The sequence below is a fragment of the Stenotrophomonas sp. MMGLT7 genome (genome assembly GCF_021168555.1).
GTDB lineage: Bacteria > Pseudomonadota > Gammaproteobacteria > Xanthomonadales > Xanthomonadaceae > MMGLT7.
This window is the reverse complement of sequence record NZ_JAJOZS010000002.1, coordinates 293049-304692: the sequence shown is the minus strand read 5'-3', so window position 1 is coordinate 304692 and position 11644 is coordinate 293049. Positions and strand designations below refer to the sequence as shown.

The window sequence follows — 11644 nt, the reverse complement described above, 5'->3', positions numbered from 1 at the left end:
GTGGAAGCTTGATCAAGTTGCAAGGCAAGGACCACCTTGGGCATGGCCCTGCACGGGCTCACGTGCGGGGTGAAGTGCCCGCTTGCGGCGCATTGACGACGGTCCCCGCATTCTCCGGCACGGTCATTGGCCACTGGCTGGGCAGCGCCGTGCGGCAGGGCCCGCTGGACGCTGCCGATGCCTGCCGGGTGGTGGTGGATCCCACGTTGCCGCCGAATCGCCGGGTCATGCTGCTGGAAGCCGTCGCCGGTGGCGGCGTGCTGTCCGTCGCTCCGGACATGGCCGCGCGGCTGGAGGTCGAGGCCGGCGCGTACATCGACAGGGCACGGCTGGCGGCGGCGATGCAGAGCGCGTCGCTGGAGTTCAACGGCGCCGACGACCTGTTCTATTTCCCGGTTGCCGAACACGCCGTCCTGGCGGCCGAACCCGTCCCCGCCCTGGTGCGGCCGCTCGGAGAAGACGATGCCGATGCGTTCGCGGCCTTCGAGTCGAGCGCTCCGGCGGCGGATCTCGATGAGGCGTTCGTCGAGCTCGATCACTGGCTCGTGTTCGGCGCCTTCGCGCACGGACGGCTGGCCTGCGTCGCGAGCATGTATCCGTGGAGCGACACCCGTCTCGCCGACCTGGGCGTCATCACCCTGCCTGCGTTCCGTGGCCGCGGGCTGGCGCGCAAGACTGTCCGCGCACTGAGTGCGCGCGCGCTCGCCCTGGGTTACGAGCCGCAGTACCGCTGCCAGCCCGACAACCACGCCTCGGTGGCCCTTGCCCGTTCGTGCGGATTGTCGCTGTTCGCGACCTGGGACGTAGTGAGGCCGGACGACGACGGTTGACGCGGAGGCCAGGCACCGCCTCTTTTCCCGAGGTGGTGCTGGCGCATTGCATGACGAGGGCCTACTCCGGCAGGCGGCCGCTCACCAGCAGCGGGTACGGATTGAGCGCCTCGCCCTGCCACCAGTGCCGCTCCGGCCCGAGCCGGTGGATCTCGAAATGCAGGTGCGGGGCTTCGGCGCTGGCGTTGCCGGTGCTGCCGACATAGCCGATCACCTGGCCGCGCCGGATCGGCTGCTTCTCGGCCAGGCCGTCGGCGTAGCGCTGCAGGTGCGCGTAGTAGTAGCAATACTTCCCGCTCGGCTCGAACTGGTAGACGGTGAGACCGCCGCGTTCGCTGTCGAACAGTTTCTCCACGGTGCCGTCGGCCACCGCCAGCACCGGCGTCCCTTCCGCGGCCAGGATGTCGATGGCGTCGTGCACGCGGCCCTCGCTGCGCGCGTCGCTGAAGGTATCGTGCAGTTGCTCGCGGGCGATGCCCTGGACCGGCAGCAGCAGGCCGCCGGGATCCGCCGCGTTGCCGCTGGCGCCGGACGGCGGGGCTGCAGGGGCTGCGGTCGCAGCTGGCGGCGACGTGTCCGGCGAAGGCGTTGTGGTGACGCCTGGCACGACGGTGGCCGGATCGCCCGCCGTGGTGGAGGGCGAGAGCGGCCGCGACTGCGGCGCCGCGACCGCCGGCGCGGGTCCGGCATCGGCCGTGGCGCCGAGATAGTGGTAGCCCACCATGCCCAGCAGCAGCCCCAGTACCAGGGTCAGCAGCGTCCTCATCGCCTCACTCCTGCATCGTCACCGGGGTGCCGGCCTGCACGGCGTCGGCCAGCGTCGTCGCGTCCCAGTTGGTCAGGCGCACGCAGCCGTGCGATTCGGTCTTGCCGACGTGGCCGGGCTCGGGCGTGCCGTGGATGCCGTAGTGCGGCTTGCTCAGGTCCACCCACACCACGCCCACCGGGTTGTTGGGGCCGGCGGCGATGGTGGCCTTCTTGTCGCCCTTGTTCGCATCCCAGAACAGCTTGGGGTTGTAGTGGAAGGTCGGGTCGCGGACCACGCCCTGCACCTTCCACTGGCCGATCGGCAGCGGGTCGTGGCGGCTGCCGGAGGAGGCGGGGAACTGCGCCAGTACCTTGCCGTCGTCGTCGAGCAGGCGTACCGCCGAGTCGGACTTGTCCACCACGATCCGCGCCGCCTGCGGCAGCGGCGCGGCATTGCCGACCGCGGGAACCTGCAGCCGGGTGCCGGCGCGGGTGAGATCGGCACCGGGGTTGAGCGCATGCAGCAATGCCGGGTCGGCATGGAAGCGCTCGCCGAGCATCTCGTCGATCGAGCGGTATCCCAGCGCCGGCAGGCCGGCCTGCTGGGCGATCCTGGCGGGGACGGCGACGAACGGGCCGGCCACGTCGGCATCGGTCACGGTGTATTCGACCAGTACCGGCGCGCTGTCGCGCTCCAGTGCCTGCCAGGTGGCGTCGTCGAGTTCGCCGCTGGGGTTCAGGCCGTGTGCCTTCTGGAAACCGGCCACCGCGCGGCGCTGGTTGGAGCCGGGCACGCCGTCGATCTGCCCCGGCGAGAAGCGGGCGCGGTCGAGCAGGACCTGCGCCTGCAGGTCCGAGCGCGGTGCGCGCAGGTCGGGCGTGCGCTGAGCGCCCTCCTCGGCGACAGGCGCGGGCAGCGGCGGTGCCGCCCAGGCGCAGGCGGCGGGCAGCAAAAGGCAGGTCGTCAGCAGGCAGCGAGTGAGCATGGCGGGATCCATTGGATTTTGCCCACCATGCCGGCTGGCCTCGGCTAGCCGGCGTGAAATGGCTTGCTGGCGGCTGACCGCGCCCGGTTTCCGTTCAGCGGCGCTGCCGCAGCGCGTAGGCCAGCAACCGGGCCTGCACGCGTTCGCCCAGCCCGCGCGGGTGCTCCAGGCCCATGCGCCGCATGCAGTCGCGCTGCGTGTCGTCGAGGCGCGCGGGCGCCACCAGCGCCGCCAGCACGCTGTGCAGCTTGTCGCCGGTCCTGGCGGTGCGCCGCTGCAGCCAGGCCAGTGCACGCAGCAGGCGCTGCTCGTCGGCGCCGAAGTCGCTGCCCAGCGGGTAGTCGGGCAGGGTGCCGTCGTTGCGGAACGGTGCCAGTGCGCGCTGCAACTGCTGCGGCGTATTGCGTTGCCAGGCCGCCGGCGGGGCGAAGTCCTCGCGCAGCTTGCGCGAGGCGCGCGCCTGTTCCAGCAGTCCCGCCTGGTAGGGCCGGGCGGTGACGGCGGCCATCGCGATCACGCAGTCCTCGTCCGTCGTCCCGCGCAGGTCGGCAATGCCGTATTCGGTGACGAACAGGTCGCGCAGGTGGCGGGGAATGGTGGTGTGGCCGTAGTTCCAGCGCACGTTGGATTCCTCGGCGCCGGCATGCTCGCGGGTGGCGCGCAGCATCAGCGCGCTGCGCGCGTCGTCCAGCGCATGGGCCATCGCCACGAAGTCGTGCTGGCCGCCCACCCCGGAGACGACGCGCCCGTCTTCCAGCCCGTCGGAGGTGGCCGCTCCCAGCGCGGTGGCGATCATGCACGAGTTGAAGAAGCGCGCATCGCGGCGCTGCAGGCGCTGCAGCGATTCGCGGCCGCCGTAGAGCTGGTTGATCTCGCTGATGCGGCGCATGCCGATGCCGCGGCGCTGGTCCTCGTCCAGTTCGCGCAGCCAGCGGTAGAAGTCCGGCGAACCCAGGTAGAAGGCGCCGTGCAGGTATTCGCCCTCGCCGGCCAGGCGCGCATGGTCCGCGGCGCTGGCGCTGCCGTCGGCGATGCGCCGCATCAGGGCTTCGTCGTCGTGCACGCGGCGGCGGATCACGCCGGCCTCGACCAATCGCCTGAAGCCCTCGTTGAGCATCTCGCTGCAGCCGTACAGGCCGATGGAGAACGGTTCCAGGCCGCCGCTGGCCAGTACCGCCGGATGCCGTTCGATCGCGGGATCCAGGGCCCGCAGTACCTGGCGATAGCGCGCGTTGTCGGTATGCCGCAGTGCCAGTGCGTGGCCGAGCGCGTCGGCCAGCGTGCCGATGCCGATCTGCAGGGTGCCGCCATCGCGCACCAATGCGCTGGCGTACAGGCCGATGGCGTGGTCGGCATCGGCCACCGGCTGCCGCGGCAGGCCGAAGAGCCTCGGGTACGGGCCGGGCGGCGTCAGCACGATGTCGAAGAAATCCTCGTCCATCGCCGCGCTGCCGCCCAGCCAGGGCAGTTCCGGATCGACCTCGGCCACCATCAGCGGCCGCGGCCGTCCATGCGCGCGGATCGCGTCGAGCGTGTCCTGGGTGATGTCGTTGTTGCACGACAGCGACAGCCGGGCGCCACCGGGTTCGCGCGCGACCTTCTGCACGATCAGGTTCGGCTCGCGCCGGGCGATGGCGTCGGCGGCCATGGTGTAGTTCAGGCTGGTGTAGCTGCGCTGCGCCTGCCGCGAGCGCAGCAGCGCGCCGGACTGCATGTAGAACTCCTCCACCCGGACATGGGCGGGAAGCGCGTCGCGCAGCAATGCATCGACATAGGCCAGGCGGGGGAAGTCGCTGCCGAAATGGCGCTCGACGAACGGCTCGGAGAAACGGCCCTCCAGGCCGGCCGCGGGGCGGGGCGGGTCCAGCGACAGCGCCGTATACAGGTGCAGCGGACGCGAGGCATCGGCCGCCGCGTGCGCGTACAGCGCGTTGACCAGCCGGTGCGGCTTGCCCAGTCCCAGCGGCAGGCCGACGCGCAACGGCCCGCTGACGCGCCGCAGGATGAGTGCGACGGTCGCGTCGATATCGGCCAGCCGTTCGGTCATCGACCCGAAGCCCCTCCCAGGGCGGAATCGCGGATGCCGCCCGGTCGGCGCGGCAAGGTGGCGTAGTGTCGCAGAACCGACCGTCGATCGCCGTCGTCGGCCGGCGGGCGCGGTGCCGGCTTCCTGCCGGCGCGTGATACGGCCCGGGTGCGGCAAGGCGGGGGCTGGGCGACTGCTCATGCGGTGTTTTGCCGCAGGGAACGACGCGGCTCCGATTTATGTGCGACATAATGTCGCGGAATCGCGTATTCATCTAGCGGGTTTGACCTGGGTCAACACATGCCGGGAATGGTCCGTCTAGCCTTTGACCTGCCGTATGTAGAGAGAGCCGCCGCGTGGCGACCCGTGCCGTGAAAGTTCACCCCCTTGATGGCAGACAGGCCCGCCCGATGTTCGTGGACGCAGTCTCGCATTCGTGCATATCACCCCCCGGTTCGACAAGGGCAGCATCGCCGCTCCCGTCGTTCGACGACAATCCGGCACCGGCATCCGCCGTGGCCTGCCGGAACTGGCGCGACGGCGGCCGTGGATCCGCGTGGGGACGGTTACCTAAAGCAACCGCAGTCGATCCTGCGCAGGAGTGTCCATGAGTGTTTCCCTTTCGCTCGGCCAGGCCGAGACGTTCGCCGCCAGCCTGTTGCAGGCCATGAAGGTGCCGCCTGCGATCGCCCACGACGTGGCCGAGCACCTGGTCTCGTCGGACCGCTGCGGCTATGCCAGCCACGGCGTGTCGATCCTTCCGGGGTACTGCCGCGCCATCGCCGATGGCGTGCTGGACGGCACTGCCGACGGGCAGCTGCTGGTCGATACCGGGATCTTCCAGGCATGGGACGGCCAGCATGGCTTCGGCCAGCACATCGGCAAGCGGATGCTGCTGAGCGCGTTCGAAGGCGCTCGCCGCCACGGCCAGTGCGTGCTCACGCTGCGCGGCTGCCACCACCTCGGGCGCATGGGCTTCTATGCCGAGATGGCGGCCCGCGAGGGCCTGGTGCTGCTGGCCTTCACCAACATCATCAACCGCGAGCCGCTGGTCGCACCCTTCGGCGGCGCCGAAGGGCGGCTGACCACCAACCCGCTGTGCTTCGGCATCCCGCTCCCCGACGGGCGGCCGCCGCTGGTGGTGGACATGGCCACCAGCGCGGTGGCGCTGAACAAGGTGCGCGTCTATGCCGAGAACGGCCAGCCCGCGCCGGCCGGCAGCCTGATCGATGCCCAGGGCAATCCCACCACCGATCCGGGGGTGATGTTCGCCAACCCGCACGGCAGCATGCTGCCGTTCGGCGGCCACAAGGGCTATGCGCTGGGCGTGCTGACCGAGCTGCTCGCCGGTGTCTATTCCGGTGGCGGCACCGTGCAGCCCGAGCACCCGCGCAATGGCAAACTGGCGACCAACAACCTGTTCGCGCTGGTGTTCGATCCCGCCCACCCGAGCCATGGTGCGGATCCGGCCTGGCAACGCCACGAGACCGGGGCCTTCATCGACTACCTGCTGGCCTGCCCGCCCCAGCCCGGCGGCAGCGGCGTGCAGTACCCCGGCCAGTACGAGGCGGCCAACCAGGCCCGCCATGCCGACCATATCGAACTGGGGCAGGGCAGCTGGGACTCGCTGGCCGAACTGGCCGACAAGCTCGGCGTGGCGCTGCCGGAAGGCACGGCGGCCGCTGCCTGAGCGAGCCGGGGCCGCGCCCGTCGTCATGGGGCGCGGCCTTGTTCCCAATGCCAGCAAGAAGGGCGCCGCGCGGCGCCCTTCTTGCGTCCGGGCCATTCACCGCGCAGGTGCCGGCTCGAGCCGCCGGGGCCCGGCGAACCCGCCACGCCTCGGCGTTGCAGCCGGATCCTTGGGAACGAGGGCATCGGCATGAGGCATCTCCTGCCCGGATGGCCCTCCGGCGGCCGGGAGCCAAGTGCGGCCCATCGGAACGCATCGGACCTAGGCTTGACGGCACATTCGTTTACGCGTGTAATCGGGAGAAGTGATTACGGGTGTAAACGATGCAGGTCAGCGATGCCGAGGCACAGGTGATGGAGGTGTTGTGGCAAGGCCACCCGCGCGGCGCCGACGAGGTGATCGCGGCGCTGGCCGGTACCGGCTGGGCCGAACCCACCGTCAAGACCCTGCTCAACCGATTGCTCAACAAGGGCGCGATCGCCGCGCGCAAGGACGGCCGGCGCTATCTCTACACGCCGCTGCTGGACCGCGAGCGCTGGGTGCAGCAGCAGAGCGAAGGCCTGCTCCGGCGCCTGTTCGGCGGGCGGGTGGCGCCGCTGGTCGCGCATTTCAGCGAGCACGGCAAGCTCAGCGCGGCCGATGTCGCCGAACTCAAGCGGCTGGTCTCGGAGCTGGACGATGAGCCCTGACGTCGTGCTGCCCGTGCTGGCGAAGCTGTCCGTTGCCGGCTCGCTGGCGGTGGCGCTGGTGCTGTCGCTGCGGCTGCCGCTTCGCCGTGGATTCGGGGCGCAGGCAGCCTATGCGCTTTGGTGGTGCGTGCCGCTGGCCATGCTCGCGGTGCTGCTGCCGGCGCGCCGCGCGGCGGTCGAGGCGCCGCTCCTGCTGGCGGGCCTGCAAGGTCGGGTCGCGCCGCTGCATGCCGATGGTGCCGGCATCGACTGGACGTGGCCGGTGCTGGCGCTGTGGCTGGCCGGCGCGCTGGCCACGGCGATCGTGCTCGGCTGCCGGCACCTGCGTTTCCTGCGCGGACTCGGGGCGCTGCAGGCGGTCGCAGGCGGGAGCGCGCAGGTATTCCGGGCGCAGGGCGATGGCGCAGCGCTGCCGGCGCTGGTCGGCCTGCTGCGCCCCCGGATCGTGCTGCCGCACGACTTCGAACGACGCTACACGGCCGAGGAGCAGCGCCTGGTGCTGGCGCACGAGCGCGTGCACCTGCGCCGCGGCGATGCCTGGGCCAACGCCGTGGCGGCGGCGGTGCTTTGCCTGCACTGGTTCAACCCGCTGCTGCACCTCGCGCTGCGTCGCTTCCGTCTCGACCAGGAACTGGCCTGCGATGCCGCCGTGGTCGCCGCCATGCCCGCGGCTCGCAAGGCCTACGCCAGCGCCATGCTCAAGACCCAGTTCACCGGCCCGCTGGCGCCGATGGCCTGCCAATGGACACCCCGCCACCCCCTCAAGGAGCGCATTGCCATGCTGAAGAGGAAGACCCCCTCGCGGGTCCGCGCGATCTTCGCCCGCACGCTGGTCGCGGCCCTTGCCGTCGCCGGCGCCTACGCCGCCTGGGCGCAGCAGCCGGCGCGTGCCGTCGCGTCCGCAGGTGCGGCAGCCCCCACCCGGAGCGAGGCGCGCGCGCAGTCCGCCACCGGCCCCGGCGTACCGGCATCGGCCGTGCCCACGGCGGACACGCCGCGGGCGGGCACCGGCGCACCCGGCCTGAAGCAGTCGCTGCCGCCGCCGAAGTACCCGGCCGAAGCGCTCAGGCACGCCCGCAGCGGCGAGGTCGTGCTGCTGATGGACATCGATGCGCAGGGCGTCCCCACTGGCGCGCGGGTGGAACGCAGTCGCCCGGCCGGCGTGTTCGACCAGTCCGTGCTGGACGTGGCCATGCAATGGCGATTCGAGCCGGCACGCAGGAATGGCGTGGCGGTACCCGGGAGGATGCGGGTGCCGGTGACCTTCGATCCGATGATGCAACCTGCCGCCGCACCGGAAGGCGTGGCGGCTGCCGGGCGCTATCGCTGGTACCGGATCGAGCGCGGCGACAGCGGCTCCTATCGCGGAACCTGCGACGTGCTGCGGGACGATCCGGGCGATTCGTCCAAGCGCCTGTGCGGCGTGCTCGCCACGGTGGCCGGATGAGCACGCCCGCGCTGGCCTGGGCGTGCCTGCTCGCGGCCGCATGCGCCGGCTGCGCCAGCGGCGGCAGGCCGCCGCCGCGGGAGGAGGCGGCCTACTCGCAGTCCATCGACAGCCGCCTGCTAGGCGCGGAGTCCGATGGCGGCGGGGGCGGCCGGCTGGAGCGCTACACCTTGCAGCCGCGACAGTTGTTCCGCATGCCGCTGCCGCTGCAGGCGCCCGAGCCGGTGCTGCCGCCGCAAGCGGGCCGGCAGACGCTGCCGCCCACCGTCGTGTGCGTGAGCGTGGCGATCGCCGACGACGGCACGGTGATGCATGCCACGCCCCTGGCCGAGCGCGAGGAGTGCGGCGCCGTCGCCGATCCGGCCAGCGCCGTGCTGGTGCAGGCGGCGCTCGATGCGGTGGCGCGCTGGCGATTCCGTCCGGCGGCGATGTGCAGCTATGCCGACGCTGCCGTCCCCGACGACCCTGGCGACTGCGCCGATGCCCAGCAGGTGCAGCCGGTGGCGGTGACGCTGCAGTACGCGTTCACCTTCGAGGTGCGGCAGGGCAAGGCGACGGTGCGCTCCGGCAGCATGCCGCGCAGTTGAGCCCGCCCGCGGCAGCGTTGGCGACACCGTTGGCGGCGCCGTTGTAGGAGCGACGTAGGAGCGACTTCAGTCGCGATGGGGCTTTACCGGTAGAGCCTCATCGCGACTGAAGTCGCTCCTACAAGGGCGCTCCAGCACTTGGCCTACCGCGGAGTCCGCGCCGCCCACCGCGACCGCCGAGGCCACGGACCGAAGGCACGCAAGCCAACGATCGAGGCGCGGATGCGCCGGTTCTGCGAGCACCCTGCGGCGGGCCAGGGCCCGCCCTACAGCATCTCCGGCAGGAACAGCCGCCGCCGCGAGATCTCCTTGCCCGCGACCATGAACTCGCCGTCGCCGCGGTAGTGCACGGTCTGCGGGATCCGCGGGCGCGGCGCCACGTGCGCCTTCACCACTTCCCAGATGAACAGGTTGTAGCGCTCGACCTGGCTGTCGTCGTGGAGGCGGCATTCGAAACTGGAGTGGCACTCGGCGATCAGCGGAGCGTCCACGTGTTCGGCGTCCTCGGCGGTCAGGCCAAAATGGGCGAACTTGTCGATCTGTGCGCCGCTGCTGTTGCCGATGCCGGCCACGGTATCGACGATGTCGACGGTGGGCAGGTTGATCACGCACTCGCGGCTGCGGCGCACCAGCTCGAAGCTGTGGTTGCCGCTGGAGATGCAGCAAGCCAGCAGCGATGGCGAGAACTCCAGCACCATGTGCCAGCCCATGGTCATGATGTCGCGCTCGCCGTCGCATGCCGAGCTGACCAGCACGATCGGCCCCGGCTCGAGGAAGCGCCGCACCTGTTCGACCGGGAAATCCTGCTTGCGGTATTTCTTCATCGCCATGCCCTCGTTCCAGCCCGCGCCCATGATGCGCGCGGCGGCGATGCGGCGGGTATCCGCGGCGTGAAGCGGCGGCTCAGTCCGGCAAGGCCCCGCCCTGGATGTTGGCGCGCACCGCCGGCTGCATCAGCCGCGGCGGCGCCAGCGTGGCGTCGCGCGCGGTGCGCTGCCGCACGAAGTCCTGCTCGGAGGTGTCCGCACGCACGTGGATGTTGCCGCGCTTCTGCTCGCCGATGCTGGTCTGGCAGGCGACCTCGCGGCCGCCCGGTCCGTAGTCGTGGCAGACGAACATGCGCGTCGCATCGGCAAGCTCGTACAGGCGGCGGATGGAGCGGTACAGCTGCGCGGCGTCGCCGCCGGGGAAGTCGCAGCGTGCGGTGCCGCCGTCGGGCATGAAGATCGAATCGCCGGGGAACAGCGCATCGCCGATCAGGTAGGCGATGCTGTCCGGCGTATGGCCCGGCACGGCGATGACGCGCGCCTGCACGCCGCCCACGGCGAAGCGTTCGCCATCGACGAACAGGTGGTCGAACTGGGTGCCGTCGCTGCGGAAGCCCTGCGGCAGCCCGAGCGGGCCGGCGAAGGTGCGCTGCACCTGGACGATGCCGGCGCCGATGCCCACGCGGGCCTGCGGCCATTGCCGCTTGAGCCAGCGCGCGGCCGAGACATGGTCGGCGTGGGCGTGGGTTTCCAGCAGCCACTGCACCTGCCAGCCGCGTTGCCGCACGGCATCGACCAGCGCCTGGGCCGGCGCTTCATCGGCGGCCCCGCTGTGCGGGTCGTACTCCAGCACCGGGTCGATCACCGCGGCGTCGCCGCTGGCCGGGTCGGCCGCCAGGTAGCTGAAGGTGTTGCTGCCGACATGGAAGAAGGGAATCACCTCGACGGTCATGTCGATCTCCGGTCAGGGCGGGGAAAACGCCGCATTGAGCAGGTCCGCCAGCCGGTCGCCGGCCAGGCGCAGCTGGGCCTCGGCCAGCGGGCGCCGGGTTTCGACGTAGCCGGCCGGCAGGACGTGGCGCGGCGGATAGGTGCCAGGCGCGATGGCGATGCGGCACGACGCCTCGGCCCAGCCTGGGGCATCGGCCGCCCTGGCCGGCGCCGCACGCGGCAGCGCCTGCAGTACCTGCAGGTAGTGCGCGTCGTCCAGCTTGCGCTGGCGCAGCATGCCGCTGTCCCACAGCGAGTGCAGGTTGCTGCCGCGGCCATCGAACTGGATCTGGTAGTCGTTGCCGCCGCGGTCGCGGGCGTAGCCGGCATGCATGGGCTGGTGGATGTCGCCGACCAGGTGCACCACGAACTTGAGAGCCTGGCGCCGCACCGGCAGCGGCTGGCTGCGGTCGGCCAGCAGCGCGGCCTGGGCCTGCAACGCCTCGACCACGCAGTTGCCATCGGCGCAGTCGCGCGACGGCTGGTACCGGCAGTCGCTTTCGCCGATGTTGACGTAGTGCCAGCGCGCGCTGCGCTTGCCCAGGTCCGGGTCGGATTCGCGCAGTTCGTCTGCCCAGGAGGCGATGCCCGGCAGCGTGGCCACGGGTTCGCCTTGCAGCAGTTGCGTCACCTGCTGGCGGGCCTGCGGGGTGAGTTGCGCCTGCGCGATCTCGGCGACGAGACGGTGGCCCTGTCCACCCCAGGCCAGGGCCTGGAACGGCTGCAGTGCGCAGGCCAGCGTGCACAGCAGTGCGGTCAAGTGGGTCTTCTTCATGCCGTCGATTCTACCGGCGCGGTCATGACGGATTCGGGAGCGGAAGCGGCGCTGCCGTCGCGGCCGGCAGGGAACGCCCCGACCCGTAGGCCGGGCAAGCGGAGCGCACC

The 11644-nt window shown here is 71.4% G+C and carries 11 protein-coding genes; 5 read left to right on the top strand and 6 right to left on the bottom strand.

All coding sequences use genetic code 11. The annotated features are described in order from the left end of the window. Positions 1-8: 8 nt before the first annotated feature. A complete protein-coding gene (locus tag LRX76_RS04080; protein WP_231802341.1) occupies positions 9-830 on the top strand; it encodes a GNAT family N-acetyltransferase in 822 nt (273 codons plus the stop codon). A gap of 61 nt (positions 831-891) precedes the next feature. Here LRX76_RS04080 and LRX76_RS04075 read toward each other — a convergent pair whose 3' ends face one another. The 3 genes from LRX76_RS04075 to LRX76_RS04065 form a co-directional block, all read right to left on the bottom strand. Then, positions 892-1596, bottom strand: a complete 705-nt coding sequence (locus LRX76_RS04075; protein WP_231802339.1) for a M23 family metallopeptidase — start codon at positions 1594-1596, stop codon at positions 892-894. Between the two features lie 4 nt (positions 1597-1600). After that, positions 1601-2563, bottom strand: coding sequence for a L,D-transpeptidase (locus LRX76_RS04070; RefSeq protein WP_231802337.1), 963 nt, complete (start codon positions 2561-2563; stop codon positions 1601-1603). 94 nt (positions 2564-2657) lie between these two features. Then, positions 2658-4610: an acetyl-CoA hydrolase/transferase C-terminal domain-containing protein gene (locus LRX76_RS04065; RefSeq protein WP_231802335.1), complete on the bottom strand. Its 1953-nt coding sequence runs from the start codon at positions 4608-4610 to the stop codon at positions 2658-2660. A gap of 586 nt (positions 4611-5196) precedes the next feature. On the opposite strand from LRX76_RS04065, the gene LRX76_RS04060 reads away from it, so the two are divergent. The 4 genes from LRX76_RS04060 to LRX76_RS04045 all read left to right on the top strand — a co-directional run bounded on the left by LRX76_RS04060 (position 5197) and on the right by LRX76_RS04045 (position 9002). Next, entirely contained in the window at positions 5197-6279 is a 1083-nt protein-coding gene (locus LRX76_RS04060; protein WP_231802332.1) for an Ldh family oxidoreductase, read from the top strand. 323 nt (positions 6280-6602) lie between these two features. Beyond that, positions 6603-6968 (top strand): BlaI/MecI/CopY family transcriptional regulator, encoded by a 366-nt coding sequence (locus LRX76_RS04055; protein WP_231802330.1) that lies wholly within the window; start codon positions 6603-6605, stop codon positions 6966-6968. Then, a complete protein-coding gene (locus LRX76_RS04050; protein ID WP_231802328.1) occupies positions 6958-8415 on the top strand; it encodes a TonB family protein in 1458 nt (485 codons plus the stop codon). The genes LRX76_RS04055 and LRX76_RS04050 overlap by 11 nt, the downstream gene beginning before the upstream one ends. Further along, on the top strand, positions 8412-9002 hold the full coding sequence (locus LRX76_RS04045) for an energy transducer TonB (protein WP_231802326.1): 591 nt from the start codon (positions 8412-8414) through the stop codon (positions 9000-9002). The genes LRX76_RS04050 and LRX76_RS04045 overlap by 4 nt, the downstream gene beginning before the upstream one ends. A gap of 266 nt (positions 9003-9268) precedes the next feature. On the opposite strand, the gene LRX76_RS04040 is transcribed toward LRX76_RS04045, so the two are convergent. The 3 genes from LRX76_RS04040 to LRX76_RS04030 form a co-directional block, all read right to left on the bottom strand. Further along, a complete protein-coding gene (locus LRX76_RS04040) occupies positions 9269-9826 on the bottom strand; it encodes a flavin reductase family protein (RefSeq protein ID WP_231802646.1) in 558 nt (185 codons plus the stop codon). A gap of 79 nt (positions 9827-9905) precedes the next feature. After that, positions 9906-10721: an MBL fold metallo-hydrolase gene (locus LRX76_RS04035; protein WP_231802324.1), complete on the bottom strand. Its 816-nt coding sequence runs from the start codon at positions 10719-10721 to the stop codon at positions 9906-9908. Between the two features lie 12 nt (positions 10722-10733). Continuing rightward, positions 10734-11534 (bottom strand): S1/P1 nuclease, encoded by an 801-nt coding sequence (locus tag LRX76_RS04030; RefSeq protein ID WP_231802322.1) that lies wholly within the window; start codon positions 11532-11534, stop codon positions 10734-10736. Positions 11535-11644 lie beyond the last annotated feature (110 nt).

What these genes read in the sequence shown, in the direction of transcription:
- LRX76_RS04075 (WP_231802339.1), bottom strand. Translation starts at nt 1,596, where the DNA reads ATGAGGACGCTGCTGACCCTGGTACTGGGGCTGCTGCTGGGCATGGTG.
- LRX76_RS04070 (WP_231802337.1), bottom strand. Translation starts at nt 2,563, where the DNA reads ATGCTCACTCGCTGCCTGCTGACGACCTGCCTTTTGCTGCCCGCCGCC.
- LRX76_RS04065 (WP_231802335.1), bottom strand. Translation starts at nt 4,610, where the DNA reads ATGACCGAACGGCTGGCCGATATCGACGCGACCGTCGCACTCATCCTG.
- LRX76_RS04060 (WP_231802332.1), top strand. Translation starts at nt 5,197, where the DNA reads ATGAGTGTTTCCCTTTCGCTCGGCCAGGCCGAGACGTTCGCCGCCAGC.
- LRX76_RS04055 (WP_231802330.1), top strand. Translation starts at nt 6,603, where the DNA reads ATGCAGGTCAGCGATGCCGAGGCACAGGTGATGGAGGTGTTGTGGCAA.
- LRX76_RS04050 (WP_231802328.1), top strand. Translation starts at nt 6,958, where the DNA reads ATGAGCCCTGACGTCGTGCTGCCCGTGCTGGCGAAGCTGTCCGTTGCC.
- LRX76_RS04045 (WP_231802326.1), top strand. Translation starts at nt 8,412, where the DNA reads ATGAGCACGCCCGCGCTGGCCTGGGCGTGCCTGCTCGCGGCCGCATGC.
- LRX76_RS04040 (WP_231802646.1), bottom strand. Translation starts at nt 9,826, where the DNA reads ATGAAGAAATACCGCAAGCAGGATTTCCCGGTCGAACAGGTGCGGCGC.
- LRX76_RS04035 (WP_231802324.1), bottom strand. Translation starts at nt 10,721, where the DNA reads ATGACCGTCGAGGTGATTCCCTTCTTCCATGTCGGCAGCAACACCTTC.
- LRX76_RS04030 (WP_231802322.1), bottom strand. Translation starts at nt 11,534, where the DNA reads ATGAAGAAGACCCACTTGACCGCACTGCTGTGCACGCTGGCCTGCGCA.